We start from the raw sequence: 20,388 nt of genomic DNA on the forward strand, positions 1-20,388 counted from the left end.
GGTAGACAATGCGTTTGGGCGGGCGTTTGGCCGGAGCAATCGAAGTATTGGCGGATATTGAGGGACGCAGGCGTCCCGTCGCCGATGCTCTGAAAGATTGGGGCCTTGCCCATCGTTTCGCCGGTTCCGGCGACCGGGCCGCAATCGGCAACATCGTCTATGACGCGCTGCGCATGAAACTGTCACACGCCTGGCTGATGGATGACGACAGCGCCGCCTCTCTCGCCTATGCGGTTCTATTGCGGCAGTGGGGCAAAAGCTTTTCGGACCTTGAGGCGGAATTCGACGGCGACAAATTCGCGCCCACCGCACCCGATGCGGAAAGGCAGCAGGCCTTCCTTTCCCGTTCCCTCGGTGACGCACCGGCCTATATTCAGGGCGACATACCCGAATGGGTACAATCTTCCTTCGAAACCGCCTTCGGAGAGCGCTGGCTCAGTGAGGCTCAGGCGCTCAACGAGCGGCCTACGCTTGATCTGCGTGCCAACACCTTGAAGGCGACCCGCGACAAGGTGCTGAAGGCGCTGGAGGAGAGCGGCGCGGAAGCCACGCATATCGCCCGGCAGGGTGTGCGTATTCCCGCCGGCGAAGGCCCTTCCCGCCTGCCGAACGTCACCGCCGAACTGTCCTTCCAGAAGGGCTGGTTCGAAGTGCAAGATGAGGGCTCGCAGATTGTTGCCGATCTTGCCGGTGCACATGAAGGCGAACAGATCCTCGATTATTGTGCCGGCGGCGGCGGCAAGACGCTGGCCATGGCGGCCAGCATGAACAATAAGGGACAGGTCCACGCCTTTGACGCCGACCGCAAACGCCTTGCGCCGATCATAGAACGGCTGAAGCGGGCCGGCACGCGCAATGTGCAGGTGCACGACCGCGCCTCTGGCCTTACGCCGTTTCAGGAAAAATTCGATCGCGTTCTGGTGGACGCGCCCTGCACCGGAACCGGGACATGGCGCCGCCGGCCCGACACCAAATGGCGGCTGACGGCCCGCAATCTGGAGGAGCGCGTGCAGCAGCAAGGCGAGGCGCTTTCACAGGCCAAGGGGTTCGTGCGCCCGGGCGGAGAGCTGCTTTATGTCACCTGCTCGGTTCTGCCCGAAGAAAACGAACAGCAGGTAAGGCGTTTCTGCGCGGAAAATCCGGAATTTTCCATCGGCTCCGCACTGGAACGCTGGCAGACGACTTTCGGCGGTAACGCGAATAAACCGCATTCTTCCGACGGCAAGACAGTGACGCTGACGCCTGCAACCACAGATACGGATGGCTTCTTCTTCTGCTTGATGAAGCGCAAAGCATAGTACCGTCTGTGCAAGCACCGATTTTTCTTGGAATACGACGCCCGGTCTTGTTTCCAAGCATTCTAAACTAGAATGTTTGACACAAGTTTGTGATTGAGTCAGAACTCGCCTGCTGCGGCGCGAAGTCATTTCGTGCCTGTCGAAGGAGAGGGATCATGATCCGCAAAACCATTCTCAGCGCTTCTTTTGCGCTTCTTGCCGCATCTGCGGCTTTCACCGCGCTTCCCGCCCGGGCCGCCACTGATGCGGCCGCCGTCGTCAAGCATTACGCCGATGTCGCGCATGCGAAATATGAGGATTCGCTGACCACGGCAAAGGCGCTGGACAAGGCCGTCGATGCGTTGATCGCAACGCCGAGCGAAGAAGCCCTGAAAGCCGCCCGGGAAGCATGGATCAAGGCCCGCGTTCCCTATCAGCAGTCGGAAGTCTATCGTTTCGGCAACCCGATCGTCGACGATTGGGAAGGCAAGGTGAACGCCTGGCCGCTGGATGAAGGCCTGATCGACTATGTCGACGGTTCTTACGGAACGGAAAGCGACGAGAACGAGCTTTACGTCGCCAACATCATCGCCAATCCGAAGATCAAGATTAGCGGTGAAGAGGTCGACGCTTCCAAGATCACCCCCGAGCTGATCGAAAGCCTGCACGAGGCGGGCGATGTCGAAGCAAATGTCACGACCGGTTACCACGCCATCGAATTTCTGCTCTGGGGTCAGGATCTGAACGGCACCGGACCGGGCGCAGGCAACCGCCCCTACACCGATTACGACAAGGCAAAATGCACGAACGGCAATTGCGACCGCCGCGCTGACTACCTGAAATCCGCCTCGACCCTGCTGATCAAGGATCTTCAGGAGATGGTGGATGTCTGGGCGCCGGAAGGCGAAGCCACGAAAACATTGGAAGCCGATCCGAAAGCGGGCCTCACCGCCATCCTCACCGGCATGGGTTCGCTCTCCTATGGCGAGCTGGCGGGTGAGCGCATGAAGCTCGGCCTTCTGCTACACGACACGGAAGAAGAGCATGATTGCTTCTCCGACAACACCTACAATTCGCATCTTTACGACGCCATCGGCATCGCCTCGGCCTATACCGGTGACTACACCCGCGCAGACGGAACGAAGATGACGGGCGCCTCGCTGTCTGAACTGGTCGGCGCCAAGGACAAGGCTCTGAACGACGAGATGCTGGCGAAGCTGAACAAGACGCTCGACGCCATGCACGCGATGGAAAAGCGCGCGCAGACCGTCGAGGCCTATGACCAGATGATCGGCGAGGGCAACAAGGAAGGCAACGCCGTGGTTCAGACGGCCATCGACGGCCTGCTCGACCAGACGAAGACTGTCGAACGCGTCATTGCGGCGCTCGATCTCGGCAAGATAGAGCTTGAAGGCTCCGACAGTCTCGACAATCCTAACACCGTCTTCAAATAAGCGGTAAAGCGGGCCGTGGATCGCCGCGGCCCGCTATTCTCCATCCACCACCCTTGTTTCATGCGATTTTTGCCGCCGCCGATCCGCAAGCCATTCTTCTTCGCCGCGGCAGCCTGCCTTGCAGCGTCGATGGCGCTTGCCGAACCGCTGCGGGACGATCTGACGGAAAAAGATCGAAGTCGCGTACTGGCCGTGACCGCGCCAACGACGTATTTTACCAGACCGGAACCTTTCGAGGCCATGTCAGGCGGAGCGACGACCAGCGTCGGCAAGGCCGACAGCGGCGCGTTTTCACATCCTTCCGCCACCATGCCGCTCGAGCGAAAGCAGGATTTCAAGCTCGGCAATGCGCTGTTCCAGAAGCTCTGGGTCTCCTCCCCTTCTTCCACACAGGCCTCGGACGGGCTCGGGCCGCTTTTTAATGCCCGATCCTGCCAGACCTGCCATGTGAAGGATGGCAGGGGTCGACCGCCGCTTGCCGGAGAAGACGCCGTCTCGCTGTTTCTGCGGCTGGCGCGACCGGCCCGCAACGAAGCCGAACGACTGGCCATCGCCAGCCACCAAGTGCTGAATTTTCCCGATGAGACCTATGGCCGGCAGCTTCAAAACCTGGCCATTCCCGGTCTTGCCTCGGAAGGTAAGCCGATCATCACCTATACGGAAATACCGGTTCCGCTGGCGGGTGGCGAGGTGGTGATGTTACGCAAGCCCGACTATGCCGTGGCGAATCTGCAATATGGCCCGCTTGGCGCCGACACGGCGCTTTCAGCGCGCATTGCCATGCCCACCCTCGGGCTGGGCCTGATTGAGGCCATTGCCGAGGCCGATATTCTGGCCAAGGCCGACCCAAACGACAACGATGGCGACGGCATTGCCGGGCGTCCCGCATGGGTCAAAGACCATCGCACTGGCGAGGTGAAACTCGGGCGGTTTGGTTGGAAAGCGCAAAATGCGAGCGTGCGCGACCAGAGCGCCAGCGCCTTTTCCCACGACATCGGCATTTCCACACCGGATGCGCCGAATGCCTATGGCGATTGCACCGAGGCCCAGAAGGACTGTCTTGCCATGCCGACCGGCGTGCAGCCCAGGCTCGGGCCGGTGGAGGCGCCAGATCCGGTTCTTGATCTCGTGACCTTCTATACCGAAAACCTCGCCGTGCCGCGCCGCCGCAACGTCGATGATCCGACGGTCCTGCAGGGAAAGCAGCTTTTCTACGCCTCCGGCTGTACGGCCTGCCACACCCCGAAATTCGTCACCCGCCGCGACGTCGCCGATCCCATGCATGCTTTCCAGTTGATCTGGCCCTATTCCGATTTTCTGCTGCACGACATGGGCGAAGGACTTGCCGATGGCCAGCAGGTGGGCGAAGCCAGCGGACGGCAGTGGCGAACCCAGCCGCTCTGGGGCATAGGCCTCACCCAAAAGGTCAATGGCAACGGTTTTTATCTGCATGACGGCCGGGCGCGCAGTCTGCCGGAAGCGATATTGTGGCATGGCGGCGAAGGGCAAAAAGCGCGAAACGCCTTCGCCGCCTTGCAAAAATCCGACCGGCAGGCTTTGCTGGCCTTTCTGGAGTCCCTTTGATGAAAAATACCATGCGAAAAATTTCCGGCGTCATGTCCGTATTGCTGCTTCTGACCACGCCTCCGGCGAGGGCGCAGGATGTCGAACTGATGCCGCCGCCGCCGCTCGACCCGGTTAAGGTGCAGCGTGTGATGGAAAAGGCGGTGAACGGCTTTATCCGTCCCGGCTATGACCGCTTCCGGCAGTCGGCGGAGAGGCTGGAAGGCCGCATGAAAGCTTTCTGCACCGCTCCCTCGGAAACGACGGCGGCGGCTGCCAAGGCTGCCTTTGTCGATACAGTGTCAAGCTGGTCGACAATCGAGATCGTACGTGTCGGCCCTGTCATCGAGAAGAACCGTTTCGAACGGGTGCTTTATTATCCCGACAAGAAGGGTCTCGGGCTGAAACAGGTGCAGCGCTATCTCACCGAAAAGGATGAAAGCGTCACGAGCGCGGATAGCCTCAGCGGCAAGAGCGTTGCGGCGCAAGGGCTCGGCGCTCTTGAGTTCGTGCTTTACGGAACCGGAGCGGAAGAGCTGCTTGACAGGAAAGGTAATTTCCGCTGCCGCTACGGCGCAGCGATCGCCGACAATATCGCCAATGTGGCGGCGGAACTTTCCGACAGCTGGAATGCGCCCGACGGTGCGCAGAAAAACTGGACGGAGCCCGGAACGGACAACCCCGTCTTTCGTGATGAGCGCGAGGCGCTTGTTGCCCTGCTCGGTATTCTCGTCCACGGCTCCGAAGCCATCCGCGACCAGCGGATCGAAACCTTCTACAAGGGACCGGACAAGGCAGGTTTTCCCCGCACCGCCATTTATTGGCGCTCCGGCCAGACATGGCAAAGCATTTCCACCAATATCAAGGCGGTTCAGACCCTGCTGCACACGGCGGATATGGTCGAACTCGTACCGCCGGATCAGCGCTCCATCGTCAACTCCATCGATTTCATCGCCAAATCGATGATCCGTGTTGCCGGGACAATCGATACGGATGTGCAAAAAGCGCTGGATCAGGACGATCAGCGCGCCAAGGTGGATTATCTGCTGCTCAATGGCAAAGACCTGATCTACCGCCTGAACGATCAATATGGCGGCGCGATCGGCCTCAGTTCCGGCTTTTCCTTCGCCGATGGAGATTGAACCGATGATCTCCGGCGCCAAACGGATGCTGATAGATCGGCGCAGCTTCACCAAGGCCGCAGGAGTTCCCTTCCTCGCCGCGCTGGCTCCCCGTTCACTTTATGCACTCGAACGGGCGGACGCGGTCTTCGCTTCCGCCTTCCGCGCCCGTGACGGGTCCTACGGCATTGCGACCGTGAGCGAAGGCGGCGAGATCATCGACCGCGTCGCGCTTCCTGCCCGCGCCCATGGAATGGCGACGAGCCATGCGACCGGCATGACTGTGGCCTTTGCGCGCCGGCCCGGCACCTTCTTCATGGCCTTCGACCCCGCGCGACGCGGCGAACCGATTGTGATGCACACACCGGAAAACCGCCACTTCTACGGCCACGGGCAATTCTCACCCGATGGCGCGATCCTTTACGCCAGCGAAAACGACTTCGACGGCAATCGCGGCGTTATCGGACTCTATGACGCCCGCAACGGCTTTGCCCGCATCGGCGAATATGATGCGCATGGCATCGGCACACATGACATGACGGTAAGCGATGACGGCCGGCTGATCGTGATCGCCAATGGCGGCATCGAAACCCATCCGGATTTCGGCCGAACCAAGCTCAATATCGACAGCATGCGGCCGTCCCTCGTGCTTCTGGATGCGACGACCGGGCAGTTGATCCAGAAACACGCCATGCCGGAGCAGCTTCGGCAGCTTTCCACCCGTCATGTCGATCTCGGCGATGACGGCCGTATCTGGTTCGCCTGTCAATACGAGGGACCGCGCAACGATCTTCCGCCGCTTGTCGGCCATTTCTCCAAGGGTGAGGATGTGGCCTTCGTCGATCTGCCGGAAGAAACGACGGTGCGTCTCGCCAATTATGTCGGGGCCATTGCCGTCAACCGGCGCGATGGGCTGGTGGGCCTGACCTCGCCCAACGGCAACGCCGCCGTGACGCTGGATGCGAAAACCGGGCGCGTCGTTTCCGAGACGACCGTGCGAGAAGCGGCAGGCGTCGCGCCCGCCGCGAGGGGCATTGCGGTATCTTCCTATGACGGATTTTTTGAAACCCGGCGCAGCGACGTGGCGTGGGACCAGCACATCGTGCGTCTGTCCAGCTAAAATACTGAAAAGAAAGGGGAACAAAAGCCCGCCCGTTGCGTTGGACGGATTATGAGAAACCTTGCCGTCTATATCGTTTTTGTGGTTGTCGTTGTTGCCGTGGGGGCGCTGATTGGCGTCAACAATGTGCCCGGCGAATGGTATCAATCGCTGCAGAAGCCTTTCTTCAATCCGCCCAACTGGATTTTCGGGCCCGTCTGGACCGCGCTTTACGTGCTGATCGGCATTGCCGGCGCACGGACGTGGATCCGCAAGCCGATGGGGACGCGCATGCGGCTCTGGTTCACGCAGATGGTGCTGAACTTCCTGTGGTCTCCGATTTTTTTCGGAATGCAGAGCCCGGCAGGTGCACTCATCATTATCATTCCGATGCTGATCTGCATCGTCGCCTTTGTGGCGCTCACCTACCGCCGTGACCGCATATCCATGTGGCTTTTCGTGCCCTATGCCGTATGGGTCGCCTTCGCCACGGTACTGAATGTGAGCATCGGCATGCTCAACTAGACTGTTTTCGCGTTCCCGAAAGGAAACCGGGCTCCACTTTTTCTGGAAATGTTCTAATTCGCCGCACCGCCCTTGCCTTGCCTGCCGCCACGCGCCATGTCAGTTTGCGATGAGGCAGAAGCAGGCAGGTAGGCCATGGAGATCACGGATCCCGGCGATTTTCGTCAGCGGATAGAAAGAAGCTTTGCGCGACAGGGCGTGGTTCAGGCGATCAGCGCCGAGATCAGCCGTATCGAACACCGGCTGGTGGAAATCGAACTGCCTTTTCATGAAAAGCTGACGCAGCAGCACGGCATATTGCATGCGGGCGTCATCGCCGCGGGTCTGGATACGGCCTGCACCTATGCCGCTTATACGATCATCGAGCCGGAAGCCTCGCTGCTGACCATCGAATTCAAGGTCAACCTCATGTCGCCCGGGCGCGGCGAGCGGTTCCTGTTTCGCGGCGAGATCATCAAGCCTGGCAACAACCTGATCGTCGCCGATGGCCGCGCCTATGCGCTGTCCGACGGACCGGCGAAGCTGATCGCCTCCATGACGGGCACGATGATGGTGGTGAAGGGTCGCGAGGATATTACCGGATGAGATACCGGCTTTTGCATGTTGCGGATAAATCCGTCCTCTTCGTCATGGCGGCCTCCCCCGAATACGGTCCCCATCTTCAGGCACGCATTGCGCCGCTGATGACCGGTATTGGCCCGGTCGAGGCGGCGATTGCCGTCACGGCCGTTCTTGCCGGTCTCGATGCGGCCGATCACCTGCCGGACCTCGTCGTTTCGCTCGGTTCCGCCGGTTCGCGGACGCTGGAGCAAACCGGCGTCTATCAGGCCATTTCCGTTTCCTATCGCGACATGGATGCCTCCGCCTTCGGTTTCGAAAAGGGCTGCACGCCGCTGCTTGATCTGCCCGCCGAAGTGGCCTTGCCTTTGCGGATACCCGACATTGCAGAGGCGCGGCTTTCCACGGGCGCCAATGTCGTTTCAGGCGAGGCCTACGGGCTGATCGACGCCGATATGGTGGAAATGGAAACCTTTGCGGTTTTAAGAGCCTGCCAGCGCTTCGGCGTACCGCTCATCAGTCTGCGCGGCATTTCCGACGGCAAGGAGGATGTGAACCATGTGGACGACTGGACGGAGTACCTGCACGTCATCGATGAAAAGCTGGCTGATGCCGTCCACCGGCTCTGCCGCGCCATCGAGGACGGCGTGATTGCCCTTTAGAACCTTGCGATTTTCGCAAATTTCCGCCGTTTGACGCCCGCTTCCGGGTTGCCTAAAGCCCCGCTTTTCTTTAAAGGCTCGCCATGACCCAGATAGCCCATCCCGACAGCATTCTCATCATCGATTTCGGCAGCCAGGTGACGCAGCTGATTGCGCGCCGCATCCGCGAAGCCGGGGTCTATTGTGAAATCCATCCGTTCCAGAATGCCGCAGAGGCGTTCGAGAAGCTTCAGCCAAAGGGCGTGATCTTCTCCGGCGGCCCCGCATCCGTGACGGCGGAAGGAAGCCCGCGCGCACCGCAGGCGGTGTTTGACAGCAAGGTTCCGATCCTCGGCATATGCTACGGCCAGCAGACCCTATGCACCCAGCTCGGCGGTGTTGTCGAGGGCGGTCACGCGGCGGAATTCGGCCGCGCCGATATCGACATCAAGAAGGCCAGCCCGCTGTTCGACGGTTTCTGGGAACAGGGCAAGAGTTATCCTGTCTGGATGAGCCATGGCGACCGCGTCACGAAGCTGCCGGACGGTTTCGAAGTTATTGCAACGTCCGAGAACGCACCTTTTGCCATCGCCGCGGACGAGAAGCGTCACTATTACACCACCATGTTCCACCCGGAAGTGGTGCATACGCCTGACGGCGGCAAGCTGCTCTCCAACTTCGTGCACAAGATCGTCGGTCTTAAATCCGACTGGACGATGGCAGCCTATCGCGCCGAGATGATCCGCAAGATCCGCGAGCAGGTCGGCACCGGCCGCGTGCTTTGCGCGCTTTCCGGCGGCGTCGATTCCTCGGTCGCGGCTATTCTCATTCATGAAGCGATCGGTGACCAGCTGACCTGCGTTTACGTCGACCACGGCTTGATGCGCCTTGGCGAAAGCGAGCAAGTGGTCGGTATGTTCCGCGACCACTATAATATTCCGCTTGTTCACGTTGACGCCGCCGATCTGTTCCTTGGTGAACTCTCGGGCGTTTCCGATCCGGAAGTGAAGCGCAAGACCATCGGCCGCCTGTTTATCGAGGTCTTCGAGGCCGAAGCCGCCAAGATTGCTGCCGATGGCAAGGGTGCACCGAAGTTCCTGGCGCAGGGAACGCTGTACCCTGATGTCATCGAAAGCGTCTCCTTTTCCGGTGGCCCTTCGGTCACCATCAAGAGCCACCACAATGTCGGCGGTCTTCCCGAGCGCATGAACATGCAGCTCGTCGAGCCGCTGCGTGAGCTCTTCAAGGATGAAGTGCGCGCGCTTGGCCGTGAACTCGGCCTGCCGGACAGCTTCATCGGCCGCCATCCCTTCCCAGGTCCGGGTCTCGCCATCCGCTGCCCCGGCGCGATCACCCGTGAGAAGCTCGATATTCTGCGCAAGGCGGATGCGATCTATCTGGACGAAATCCGCAAGGCTGGTCTTTACGACACCATCTGGCAGGCCTTTGCCGTGCTGCTGCCGGTGCAGACCGTGGGCGTCATGGGCGATTACCGCACCTATGACTTCGTCTGCGCGCTGCGCGCCGTAACCTCGGTGGATGGCATGACGGCGGATTTTTATCCCTACGACATGAATTTCCTCGGCCGTGCCGCAACCCGCATCATCAACGAAGTGCGCGGCATCAACCGTGTTGTCTACGACGTGACGAGCAAGCCACCCGGCACGATCGAGTGGGAATAAGCGAAGGCGGAGCAATTCCGCCTTCCGTTCATCTTTTGTTCTTTATTTTATTACCTCATAATGATAGGTTTCCGGCCTTGGTATAAGGCTGTGGAGCATCGTCATGGAGCGGGAGTTGGCGGACGAAAGAGCCTTGAGGCAGCTTTGCTTTGATGGGCTGGAGCCGAAAAAAATACGGCGCGTCAATCCACGCTTTCGAAACAAGCTCCTGCTAATGCTCAAACCGCCACGGCAATTGGCGGAAAGAATGTTTGTCGATGCGTCGCATCATGCCATGGGTCGGACAACCCGTGAGGCATATCCCGCCGAGCTTCTGCACATGACCCTGTTGTGTTTGGGATGTTTCGAGACAATCCCTCACGGACTGACAAGCAGACTGAAGGCGGCAATGGGCGCGGTGAGCGCGCGGCCGGTTCCGGTGACGCTCGACGGAAGCGCGCTTTTTGGCAATCGCAACAGTTTGGTTCTACGAAACGGTGGTGATCAGCCGGAGATCAATGCTTTGGTCAGGTTGCTGCAACGGGCGCTTCGACAGGCGAACCTTCCCTATATCCCTGCACCATTTTCTACGCCGCATGTCACGATGATTTATGGCTGCGGGAAGATAGAGCCGATGCCGGCCGGAAAGCCATATAGCTGGCTTGCGAGTAATTTCGAGCTTGTTTTCAGCCATAACGGCGAAACGCGACATGAGTCCCTCGGACGCTTCGCACTCTCCGCAAAAGCGGATCGGTATGAGCCGCTCGAAAACCAGCTGCATTTACCGGATAAACTGATCGGTCCGAGAAAACGGCCGAACCGAAAATAGGCGAACGCTAAGGCCCGCCAAAATATACGCATGAGCGAGGCGAAGTCGCCTCGCTTCAAACGATAACCAGCTTAGAGCTGGACCTTGTCGAAAGCCTTGCCGTCGATGCCGAGAGCTTCGAGATCGGCACGGGCGGGCTTGCGATGTGCGCGAACAGCGGCCGAAACCGAGAGCGCTGCACCGAGAACGGCGAAAGTTTCGCCGAAGAAGTTACGCGATGTCTTTGCAACCTGACGCATTTTAATCTCCATCCTTGTTGTCCAGATAATGGGGATTTCAGGCCTCTTCTACAACTCTTGATGTAGCAGGGAAGCCATGCAGCTTTGCTCGCGCTCGTTTGGATGTCAGCTGCCTCAATTTTGCATAGCTCAAGCATGACGCTTGATCAATCGACGCAAGGCGCCTCAGGGGGCGGCTTGAATAAGATGGATATTTTGTTATGCCGGAAGGCTTGAAGACGAAGAGGCGATAGCATGACGGTCACGATTTACGGCATCAAGAATTGCGACACGATGAAGAAGGCCAGAAGCTGGCTGGAGACGAACAGCGTCGATTATTCTTTCCACGACTATAAGACAGCCGGCATCGACCGCGCCCATCTGGAAACATGGTGTGATGCCGCCGGCTGGGAAACGGTTCTCAACCGGGCCGGCACGACTTTCAAGAAACTCGACGACAGCCAGAAGGCCGATCTTACCCGCGAAAAGGCCATCGGGCTGATGCTGGCGCAGCCCTCGATGATCAAGCGCCCGGTGCTGGAGGCGAAGGGCAAGACAACCGTCGGCTTCAAGCCGGAAATCTACCAGACCCTTTTTGCCTGAACGCAACCCACCATGTCCAAAACGACCCGCGCCACCCAGATGCTGACGAAGGCCGGCATTGCCTTTACCACCGTCACCTATGATTACGACCCGAATGCCGACCGTATCGGCCTGCAGGCGGCCGAAGCGATCGGAGAGCCGCCGCATCTGGTGCTGAAGACGCTGATGGCGGAGCTGGACGGCAGGCCGGTCTGCGTCGTTGTCCCCTCCGACCGCGAAGTGAGCATGAAGAAGCTTGCCGCCGCCTTCGGAGGCAAATCGGCCACCATGATGAAACCCGCCGATGCCGAACGGGCGACCGGTTATCATGTCGGCGGTATCAGCCCTTTCGGGCAGAAGAAGCAGGTGCCGACAGCCATTGAAGCCAATGCCATGGCCCATGATTACGTCTACATGAATGGCGGGCAACGTGGTTTGCAGGTGAGGCTTTCGCCCCGCGATGCCGAGCGAACGCTGAAAGCCGTTGTCGCACCGCTGGTCGCCGAATGAGGTGCAAGGGACGGCCCCTGAAAGCATTTGGCTTTCGGAAGGAATGGGCTATGGTCGGCGCCTCCTATTGAAATAGACGAAGGCAGATCATGACCGTTTCCCCCATCGATCCCGTCAAACTCGAAAAACTCGCGGAAGTCGCCGTCAAGGTCGGCCTGCAATTACAGAAGGATCAGGATCTGGTGATCACTGCGCCGCTGGCGGCCCTGCCGTTGGTCAGGCTTTTGACCAAACATGCCTATATCGCGGGCGGCGGGCTGGTTACCACTTTCTATTCCGACGAGGAAACCACGCTTTCCCGCTACCGCCATGCGAGCGACGCGAATTTCGACCGGGCTTCCGGCTGGCTCTATGAGGGCATGGCCAAGGCCTATGCCAATGGCGCAGCGCGGCTGGCGATTGCCGGCGACAACCCCATGCTGCTGGCCGAGCAAGACCCCGCCAAGGTGGCGCGCGCCAACAAGGCTAATTCCACGGCCTACAAGCCGGCGCTGGAGAAGATTTCCAACTTCGATATCAACTGGAACATCATCTCCTATCCGAACCCCTCCTGGGCAAAACAGGTCTTCCCCGGCCTCACCGAGGATGAAGCGGTTCGCAAGCTCGCAGACGCCATCTTCGCCGCCTCGCGGGTGGATGTGGCCGATCCCGTCGCCGCATGGGCGCAGCACAATGCCAATCTCGCCAAGCGCTCCGCCTGGCTGAATGGCGAACGTTTTTCCGCGCTGCATTTCACCGGCCCGGGCACGGATGTGAAGATCGGTCTGGCGGATGGCCACGAATGGCACGGCGGCGCCTCCACGGCCAAAAACGGCGTGACCTGCAACCCGAATATTCCGACTGAAGAAGTGTTCACCACACCGCATGCGCTGCGCGTCGATGGCTACGTGTCCAGCACCAAGCCGCTGTCGCATCAGGGTACGCTGATCGATGATATCCAGGTGAAGTTCGAAGCGGGTCGCATCGTCGAAGCCAAGGCTTCCAGGGGTGAAGCGGTGCTGAACAAGGTGCTCGACACCGACGAGGGCGCGCGGCGTCTGGGTGAAGTGGCGCTTGTGCCGCATTCCTCGCCGATTTCGGCAAGCGGCATTCTGTTCTACAACACGCTGTTCGATGAAAACGCCTCGTGCCATATCGCTCTTGGCCAGTGCTATTCGAAATGCTTCCTTGACGGCGCTTCGCTGTCGCAGGACCAGATCAAGGCGCAGGGCGGCAATTCCAGCCTGATCCATATCGACTGGATGATCGGTTCCGACAAGGTGGATATTGACGGTGTGAAGCCGGATGGCTCCACGGTACCTGTCATGCGCAAGGGCGAATGGGCCTGACGGGCCTCTACCTCGGCAACTGGCTGCGCTGACTGAGCCAGATGCTGAAAAGCACAGCAATGAAACCGGCGATCTGCGCTGGCGCGAGGCTTTGACCGAGCGCCAGCCAGCCCAGCAGAGTTGCAACGACGGGGCTTAAGAAACCGAGCGATGCGGCCGCGGAAGGTTCGATGCGGGCAAGCCCACGAAACCACAGAAGATAGGTAAGTGCCGCGCCGATAAGGCCGAGATAGACCATACCGAGAACATTGGCCGCCGTTGGCGCCGGCAGGGCCGGCTCAAGAAGATAAGCGACCGGCAAAAGAAGAATGCCCCCCGCCGTTAATTGCCAGGCGGTGAAGGTGAGGTTCGAGACCGGCGGGCGCCATTTGCGGGTCAGCACCGTTCCGAAGGCCATGGAGACGGCACCGGCAAGACCTGCGGCAACGCCGATACCATCCAATGCCGCGCCGGGGGTCAGCACCAGAAGCGCGACGCCGGCAATGCCGAGAAAACCGGCGACGATGGCGAGCGGCCGCACCGGCGCAGCAAGAAACAGCCGCGACAGCCCGATGACGATGAGCGGTTGCACCGCGCCCACCGTCGCCGCGACACCGCCGGGCAAACGATATGCCGAAACGAAAAGCATCGCCCAGAAGAACGAGAAATTCAGCGCGCCGAGAATGAAGCTGCGCGGCCACCAGATGCCCTGCGGCAGCTTTCGGACGAGAAGCAGCAGCAGGAGGCCGGCCGGCAAGGCACGCAGCATGGCGACATGCAGAGGATATCCCTGCGGCAGGAATTCCGTCGTGACAAAATAGGTGGTTCCCCATATGGCGGGAGCAAGTGCTGTCACCAGCACATCGGCGGCATAGGTCGTACTTTTCTTCATTTCAAGAATCTCTATATCAAGATAAATTCAGCTTAGTCGATTTTATCTTGACGTCAAGATATCAATTGTTATGCCTTGATGATGAGCGAGGAACCCATGGACCACGTCGACCATATTCTGGCGCAATGGCGTAAGGAACGCCCCGATCTCGATGTCGGCCCCATGGGGCTGCTTGGCCGCCTGCACCGGCTCAGCACGCATCTTGGCCGCGAGGTGGAGGCGGTGCTCTTGAAACACGGCCTTTCCTCCTCCGCTTTCGACGTGCTGGCGACATTACGGCGCGCGGGCTCACCCTACAGGCTTTCTCCCGGCGATCTGCTGGCCATGACCATGGTCAGTTCCGGCACCATGACAAACCGGATCGACCAGTTGGAAAAAGCCGGGCTGGTGGAGCGCGTTCACAATCCGCAGGACCGGCGCAGCGTTTTGATATCGCTGACGGATCGCGGTTTTGCCGTCGTCGAGGAGGCGGTTGGCGCGCACGTCGAAAACCAGCATCGTCTTGTCGCCCATCTCAGCGAAGAGGAGCGCGCGGCGCTTGACGGGCTGCTGAAGCGGTTCCTGCAGAACTTCGAGGACTAATTTACGCTGCTGATGGGACCAGCAATCAAGCAGGCATGGGCGCTTGTTTCCGCAGAAAAAATCCTGTAAGCAATTTTCCATAAACCTGTACTACAGGTTGGAGGAAAAATGTTAAACGCCATTTCGCATGAATCCGGCCTTGTCAGCAGCACGATCGGCGCAATCACCCGCCATATCAGAGAGAACGAGCTGGCGCCTGGTGCGAAGCTGCCGAGCGAGCTTTCGCTCTCGCAACAACTCGGTGTCTCGCGCACGGTCGTTCGCGAGGCTTTCCGGTCCCTGTCGGCCATGCGGCTGATCGACGTCAGCGCCGGCAAACGCGCCACCGTGGCGACGCTGGATCATGGCGCGATGTCGCTGATGTTCGAACATGGCATTCATACCGAACAGATCAACATTCAGCAGATTTACGACGTGCGACGCACGATCGAAGTCAGAACCGTGACGCTCGCGGCACTGAGGCGGACGGATGCGGAAGCGCTTACCATCCTCGATCACGCCAACAATATGGAGCGAGATTTCGGCGACAATGACAAGGTGATGGAGCACGACCTTGCCTTTCATCTTGCTGTTGCCAAGGCCTCCAAGAACCCGGTTTTCGAACTCATTCTCGCCGCCTTCCAGAATGTGACGCGTCAGACCTGGCCGATCGGCTGGAAAAGCCGCACATCCGATGCGCAGCGCCACGCTGCGGGCGAGCTTCACATCGCCATCGGACAGGCGGTTGCCGCGGGCGACCCGCAAACCGCCTCAACGCTGATGGCGCGGCATTTCGATGAAAGCGTGCACGCGCTTCTGGCCGCCGGCATCGCCTGATTTTTCAAACACCGTTCCAGGCGGAACACGACCTGCTTCTGGAGGAGATACTTCATGAAAATCACGAAACTTGAGACCGTCCGTGTGGCGGAACGGGCAAACCTGCTCTGGGTTCTGGTCCATACGGATGAAGGTATTACCGGGCTTGGCGAAACCTTTTATGGCGCCGAGACGGTGGAAACCTATGTGCATGAATATATCGCACCCCGGGTGATCGGCCGCGATCCGTTGCAGATCGATCTCCTGGCGCAGGATCTCGTCGGGTATCTCGGTTTCCGCTCATCGGGGGCGGAAGTGCGCGGCAACTCCGCTTTCGATATCGCGCTGTGGGATATTTTCGGCAAGGCCACAAACCAGCCCATCGCCCAGCTTCTCGGCGGTTTCAGCCGCAAGGAAATCCGCACCTACAATACCTGCGCGGGCACCGAATATATCAAGAAGGCCACGGGGCAGCAGACGGCCAATTACGGCCTTTCCGGCGGCAAGGACTATGACGATCTGAACGGCTTTCTGCACCGGGCCGACGAGCTTGCCCATTCGCTGCTGGAAGACGGTATCACCGCCATGAAGATCTGGCCCTTTGATGCAGCCGCGGAAAAGACGCGCGGGCAATATATCTCGATGCCGGACCTGAAAAGCGCGCTCGAACCGTTTGAAAAAATCCGCAAGGCGGTGGGCGACAAGATGGATATCATGGTGGAGTTTCACTCCATGTGGCAGCTTCTGCCCGCCATGCAGATCGCCAAGGCGCTCACCCCCTACCAGACCTTCTGGCATGAAGACCCGATCAAGATGGACAGTCTTTCCAGCCTGACACGTTATGCCGCCGTGTCGCCCGCGCCGATTTCCGCGTCCGAAACGCTCGGCTCCCGCTGGGCTTTCCGCGATCTGCTGGAAACCGGTGCTGCCGGTGTTGTCATGCTTGATATCAGCTGGTGCGGCGGGCTTTCGGAGGCGCGCAAGATCGCCTCCATGGCGGAGGCCTGGCATTTGCCGGTCGCGCCGCATGATTGCACCGGCCCGGTCGTGCTCTGCGCCTCCACTCATCTGTCGCTCAATGCGCCGAATGCGCTGGTGCAGGAAAGCGTGCGCGCCTTCTACAAGACCTGGTATCGCGATCTCGTCACCGCATTGCCTGAGGTGAAAAACGGCATGATCACCGTCCCGCTGGGCGCCGGCCTTGGCATGGAACTGCACCCCGATATCGAAAAGACCTTCACTGTCAGCCGCCGTTTTTCGGATGCGGCCTCGATCTGATCAGAACAGGCTGCCCTGATTGCCCGGATCGGAAGAAGCCGGTTTCGCTGGCTTCTTTTTTGGCACCACAGGGTTATCGGGGGATAGCGAGCCCTCCCCCGTCGTGATGGCCGAGACGCGGCCATCGGCAAATTCCATCGAGACCACAGCACCTGAAGCAACAGCGGCAGCGCGGGTCAGCGGCCGGTTCTCCTCATCGCGGATCACGGCATAACCGCGTTTCAGCACGTTCTTGTAGGACAGCGATTGCAGGATACGATCATGGGCGGCGAGACCGGAACGGTTCTGCGCCATGCGATGCAACACGGCGGTATCGGCGCGGCGCGACGCGGTGACGACCCGCTCCTTCTGCCGCTCCAGCTGGCCGAGAAGTCGGGCGGGAAGCGAACGCAGCGCGGAATCGAAGGCATCGACGCGGCCTTTTCCCTGCAGCAGACGACGCTCCACCAGGGTCTCGGCCCGATGCATGCGCTCGGTAATCCGTTGCCTGTGCTGTTTGAGACCGTTCAGCAGGGTTTCCGGCCTGAGACCGGAGGCGGACCGCTCAAAAGCACGGCGCTTGTTGAGGGTTGTCATTTCCAACCCGCGACCGAGACCGTTTGCAGCCTCATCGAAACGGCGGCGCGGCAAAGCCATAAGCTGATCGAGCGACGGCAAAGCGCGCACCAGAGCGCGCACGCCCTGGCGGCGATTGTCCATCTGCCGCAAGACCGAACCGGAAAGGCGGGCAGCGAGGCCGGACAGCTGCGCTTCGAGTTCCGCACGCACCGGCACGGCCATTTCGGCGGCTCCCGTAGGCGTCGGGGCGCGCACGTCGGCGGCATAATCGATCAATGTCGTATCGGTTTCATGCCCGACGGCGGAAATCAGCGGGATTTCGCTTTCGGCAGCGGCGCGCACGACGATTTCATCGTTGAAGCTCCAGAGGTCTTCGAGGCTGCCGCCGCCGCGCGCAACGATCAGTACATCGGGGCGGGCAATCTCGCCACCGGGCTGAAGCGCGTTGAAGCCGCGAATGGCGTTCGCCACCTCTTCGCCCGAACCTTCGCCCTGCACCTTGACCGGCCAGACGACGACGTGGACCGGAAACCGATCCGAAATGCGGTGAAGGATGTCGCGAATGACAGCGCCCGTCGGCGAGGTGACGACGCCGATGACATGCGGCATGAAGGGCAGCCGGCGCTTGCGAGCCGCATCGAACAGCCCTTCCGCCGCCAGCCGCCGACGTCGATCTTCCAGAAGCGCCATCAGCGCGCCGGCACCGGCCGGCTCGAGGCTTTCGATGACGATCTGGTATTTCGAGGAGCCGGGAAAGGTTGTGACCTTGCCGGTGGCGATGACTTCCATGCCCTCTTCGGGGCGGAACTTCAGCCGCGAGAAGGTGCCTTTCCAGATCACCGCGTCGATACGGGCGCGATCGTCCTTCAGCGAGAAATAAGCGTGCCCGGACGAATGCGGACCACGATAGCCGGAGATCTCACCGCGTACCCGCACCTGTTCGAAAGCCGTCTCCACCGTGCGCTTGATGGAACCCGACAGTTCGGAGACCGAAAATTCGGCAAGATTGCTCAATGCTGCGTGGGAGAAGATATCGCTCATGCCCGTTTGTAACCAAAACCCGCCGATTCGGAAATGCCGGCGCCGACCAGCCTCATTTTAACGACGATGAAACCATATCCTCAACTAACGAGTTAGGAAAATGAGGATGGGAGGAGGAAACAAGGGTTCGTTAGGGAAAACGGCGGTAAGCCTTGCCTCAGGCCCGACAATCAAAGAGGAGGCGGCATCATGATTTTTCTTACCGCCACAGTGCTCGGCGTAACCGCAGTTGCGCTCCGTTCGGTTTTCAGCATCGTTTTCATCTGCATGATGATTATCACCGCCTATGGCGTTGCGACTGCACTTTCTTCCACGGCCGTGCCCTTGATGTCGCTGCTGCTGGCGCTCGCCGGTTACAATTTCGGTGTCGTGGGTGTCGTTATCAGCCTTCTGGTGCTGCAGCGCCCGCGTTCCACCCAGCCAACCCTCTAAAAGCACACGGCCTTGAGGCTTCCGCACTTTGCGCTGACCGAGATTTGCGGACTGGCCGCCGACCTTACCGTTACCTGTCTGCTTATTTTCTATCTCGGTGTCGATCCGCTCGCCGCCCGTTTGCCGGGCGCCGCAACGGGGCTTGCAACAAGCTGGCGGCTGAACCGTTTGAATGGTGAGGCATCCGCCAGGCTGAACAGCTTCCTGACAAATGCTGTCACGCTTACCTCACGGATCGTCAGCGTCGGGCTGTTTGCCCTGCTGCAATGGCGCAACCCGCTGGTGCAGAGGCTCGTCCCGCTTGCTTTTTCAGCACTCGCAGCATTTGTGCTGGCGCTTTACGGCTATTGGCGGCTTCAAAAGCAACGGCAGGATCTGGACTAAACCGTCTCCCAGCCATCCTTGTCCGCTGCTCGGTAGATAGCATCGATGAAAAGCTGGTTCTTTCTCGAGCTTTCCAGCGTCACGACGTCGCCCTCACCCTTCGCCGCACGGGCAAAGGCCTCCGCCTCCAGCTTATATTGGCGGCTATCCTGAAACCGGAAGATTTGCGACTGGTTGTGGGCCTGATTGGTCAGCTCGATCTCTTCCGCACCCCAGCGATTGGCGTTGAACGGAGACTTGACCTCGATGTACCCCTCAGTGCCATGGAAAACCATGAGCTGACGGGCGGCAAGCTGTGTGGCCAGATAAAAACTCAGTTCAAAATCACCAAAATCGGCCCTGACACTGGAATAGATATCCGTGCCGAATTCCTTATCGCGCTCGACGGTGGCCTGTACGCGCCGGGGTTCCGCGCCGGTAGCGAAGCGGGTAACGATGGTCGGGTAAACGCCGATATCCGGCAAGGCGCCGCCACCCAGTTCGGGAATATTGCGCATATTGCCGGGATCGCGGTTGAAATAGCTGAAAGCGCCCTGAATATGCTTCAGTGTCCCTATCGCGCCGGACGCCAGCAATTCCTTCACCTTCGCCCAGACGGGCGCATAGGTGACCATGAAGGCTTCCGAGATGATAACACGGTTGCGGTCACGCGCGGCGATGAGGGTATCGATCTCCTCGGCCTTCAGTGCAATCGGCTTTTCGCACAGAACATGCTTGCCGGCATCGGCGGCCTTGACGGTCCATTCCACATGCTGCGAGGTGGGAAGCGGAATATAGACGGCGTCGATGACATCCGAGGCCAGCATCTCCTCATAGGAGCCGAAGGCGTGGGGCACGGAAAAACGATCCGCCACCGCGCGGGCCTTGGCGAGGTCACGGCTGGCGATGGCGCTGACCACGCAGTTTCGCGCATCCTGCGTCGCCGGGATGACGTGATCCTGAGCGATTTTCGCCGTTGAGATTATTCCGAAACGCAGCATTCCATTCTCCCGTTCTGCCATCGTTGGAAACTTACCATCGTCACACGGCCTGGCAAGCCGCCCATGCATGACAGAGCAGTGTATGGCTGAATTTGTCCTGT

Annotated in this window: 22 protein-coding genes; 18 read left to right on the forward strand and 4 right to left on the reverse strand. The window is 59.8% G+C overall.

Annotated features, from left to right (window positions below):
- Window positions 1-8: 8 nt before the first annotated feature.
- From AGR1_RS11955 to AGR1_RS12000, 10 genes are all read left to right on the forward strand, one after another.
- Window positions 9-1,298: an RsmB/NOP family class I SAM-dependent RNA methyltransferase gene (locus tag AGR1_RS11955; protein ID WP_080791529.1), complete on the forward strand. Its 1,290-nt coding sequence runs from the start codon at window positions 9-11 to the stop codon at window positions 1,296-1,298.
- A gap of 155 nt (window positions 1,299-1,453) precedes the next feature.
- Window positions 1,454-2,731: an imelysin family protein gene (locus AGR1_RS11960; RefSeq protein ID WP_149146987.1), complete on the forward strand. Its 1,278-nt coding sequence runs from the start codon at window positions 1,454-1,456 to the stop codon at window positions 2,729-2,731.
- Window positions 2,732-2,860: 129 nt separating this feature from the next.
- Entirely contained in the window at window positions 2,861-4,315 is a 1,455-nt protein-coding gene (locus AGR1_RS11965) for a di-heme oxidoredictase family protein (protein ID WP_246669656.1), read from the forward strand.
- Window positions 4,315-5,436, forward strand: a complete 1,122-nt coding sequence (locus AGR1_RS11970) for an imelysin family protein (RefSeq protein ID WP_149146989.1) — start codon at window positions 4,315-4,317, stop codon at window positions 5,434-5,436. The genes AGR1_RS11965 and AGR1_RS11970 overlap by 1 nt, the downstream gene beginning before the upstream one ends.
- Window positions 5,437-5,440: 4 nt before the next feature.
- Complete coding sequence (locus AGR1_RS11975) at window positions 5,441-6,535, forward strand: DUF1513 domain-containing protein (protein ID WP_149146990.1); 1,095 nt, start codon at window positions 5,441-5,443, stop codon at window positions 6,533-6,535.
- Between the two features lie 51 nt (window positions 6,536-6,586).
- Window positions 6,587-7,039, forward strand: a complete 453-nt coding sequence (locus tag AGR1_RS11980) for a TspO/MBR family protein (RefSeq protein WP_080791537.1) — start codon at window positions 6,587-6,589, stop codon at window positions 7,037-7,039.
- 135 nt (window positions 7,040-7,174) lie between these two features.
- Window positions 7,175-7,624 (forward strand): PaaI family thioesterase, encoded by a 450-nt coding sequence (locus AGR1_RS11985; protein ID WP_080791540.1) that lies wholly within the window; start codon window positions 7,175-7,177, stop codon window positions 7,622-7,624.
- Window positions 7,621-8,259, forward strand: coding sequence for a 5'-methylthioadenosine/S-adenosylhomocysteine nucleosidase (locus AGR1_RS11990; RefSeq protein ID WP_080791543.1), 639 nt, complete (start codon window positions 7,621-7,623; stop codon window positions 8,257-8,259). Before AGR1_RS11985 ends, AGR1_RS11990 begins: the two co-directional genes overlap by 4 nt.
- A gap of 83 nt (window positions 8,260-8,342) precedes the next feature.
- Window positions 8,343-9,920, forward strand: a complete 1,578-nt coding sequence (gene guaA, locus AGR1_RS11995; RefSeq protein WP_080791547.1) for a glutamine-hydrolyzing GMP synthase — start codon at window positions 8,343-8,345, stop codon at window positions 9,918-9,920.
- Between the two features lie 103 nt (window positions 9,921-10,023).
- Window positions 10,024-10,728 carry a 2'-5' RNA ligase family protein gene (locus AGR1_RS12000; protein ID WP_149146991.1) on the forward strand — a complete coding sequence of 235 codons (705 nt, stop codon included), beginning with the start codon at window positions 10,024-10,026 and terminating at the stop codon, window positions 10,726-10,728.
- 71 nt (window positions 10,729-10,799) lie between these two features.
- Here AGR1_RS12000 and AGR1_RS29575 read toward each other — a convergent pair whose 3' ends face one another.
- Entirely contained in the window at window positions 10,800-10,967 is a 168-nt protein-coding gene (locus AGR1_RS29575) for a hypothetical protein (protein WP_003503889.1), read from the reverse strand.
- A 234-nt stretch (window positions 10,968-11,201) separates the two neighbouring features.
- Between AGR1_RS29575 and AGR1_RS12010 the strand changes: the two genes are divergently transcribed.
- The 3 genes from AGR1_RS12010 (at window position 11,202) to AGR1_RS12020 (ending at window position 13,366) form a co-directional block, all read left to right on the forward strand.
- A complete protein-coding gene (locus tag AGR1_RS12010) occupies window positions 11,202-11,549 on the forward strand; it encodes an ArsC family reductase (RefSeq protein WP_080791555.1) in 348 nt (115 codons plus the stop codon).
- A gap of 12 nt (window positions 11,550-11,561) precedes the next feature.
- A complete protein-coding gene (ybaK, locus tag AGR1_RS12015; RefSeq protein WP_080791557.1) occupies window positions 11,562-12,038 on the forward strand; it encodes a Cys-tRNA(Pro) deacylase in 477 nt (158 codons plus the stop codon).
- Between the two features lie 89 nt (window positions 12,039-12,127).
- Window positions 12,128-13,366 (forward strand): aminopeptidase, encoded by a 1,239-nt coding sequence (locus tag AGR1_RS12020; protein ID WP_149146992.1) that lies wholly within the window; start codon window positions 12,128-12,130, stop codon window positions 13,364-13,366.
- A 7-nt stretch (window positions 13,367-13,373) separates the two neighbouring features.
- Here the strand turns inward: AGR1_RS12020 and AGR1_RS12025 are convergent, their stop codons facing one another.
- A complete protein-coding gene (locus AGR1_RS12025) occupies window positions 13,374-14,237 on the reverse strand; it encodes an EamA family transporter (RefSeq protein ID WP_149146993.1) in 864 nt (287 codons plus the stop codon).
- An 81-nt stretch (window positions 14,238-14,318) separates the two neighbouring features.
- Between AGR1_RS12025 and AGR1_RS12030 the strand changes: the two genes are divergently transcribed.
- From AGR1_RS12030 to AGR1_RS12040, 3 genes are all read left to right on the forward strand, one after another.
- The gene (locus tag AGR1_RS12030; RefSeq protein ID WP_162927532.1) at window positions 14,319-14,819 is read left to right on the forward strand and encodes a MarR family transcriptional regulator; all 501 of its coding nucleotides are present in this window, start codon (window positions 14,319-14,321) and stop codon (window positions 14,817-14,819) included.
- A 108-nt stretch (window positions 14,820-14,927) separates the two neighbouring features.
- A complete protein-coding gene (locus tag AGR1_RS12035; RefSeq protein WP_080791568.1) occupies window positions 14,928-15,635 on the forward strand; it encodes a FadR/GntR family transcriptional regulator in 708 nt (235 codons plus the stop codon).
- Window positions 15,636-15,689: 54 nt separating this feature from the next.
- Window positions 15,690-16,892: a mandelate racemase/muconate lactonizing enzyme family protein gene (locus tag AGR1_RS12040; protein WP_149146994.1), complete on the forward strand. Its 1,203-nt coding sequence runs from the start codon at window positions 15,690-15,692 to the stop codon at window positions 16,890-16,892.
- Here the strand turns inward: AGR1_RS12040 and xseA are convergent, their stop codons facing one another.
- The gene (xseA, locus tag AGR1_RS12045; protein ID WP_149146995.1) at window positions 16,893-18,491 is read right to left on the reverse strand and encodes an exodeoxyribonuclease VII large subunit; all 1,599 of its coding nucleotides are present in this window, start codon (window positions 18,489-18,491) and stop codon (window positions 16,893-16,895) included.
- Between the two features lie 189 nt (window positions 18,492-18,680).
- Between xseA and AGR1_RS12050 the strand changes: the two genes are divergently transcribed.
- Window positions 18,681-18,923, forward strand: coding sequence for a hypothetical protein (locus AGR1_RS12050; protein WP_080791578.1), 243 nt, complete (start codon window positions 18,681-18,683; stop codon window positions 18,921-18,923).
- 12 nt (window positions 18,924-18,935) lie between these two features.
- Window positions 18,936-19,307, forward strand: a complete 372-nt coding sequence (locus AGR1_RS12055; RefSeq protein WP_149146996.1) for a hypothetical protein — start codon at window positions 18,936-18,938, stop codon at window positions 19,305-19,307.
- Here the strand turns inward: AGR1_RS12055 and AGR1_RS12060 are convergent.
- A complete protein-coding gene (locus AGR1_RS12060) occupies window positions 19,304-20,287 on the reverse strand; it encodes a Gfo/Idh/MocA family oxidoreductase (protein WP_149146997.1) in 984 nt (327 codons plus the stop codon). The genes AGR1_RS12055 and AGR1_RS12060 overlap by 4 nt on opposite strands.
- Window positions 20,288-20,388: the final 101 nt, after the last annotated feature.

Source organism: Agrobacterium sp. B1(2019) (assembly GCF_008274755.1).
Lineage (GTDB): Bacteria > Pseudomonadota > Alphaproteobacteria > Rhizobiales > Rhizobiaceae > Agrobacterium > Agrobacterium salinitolerans.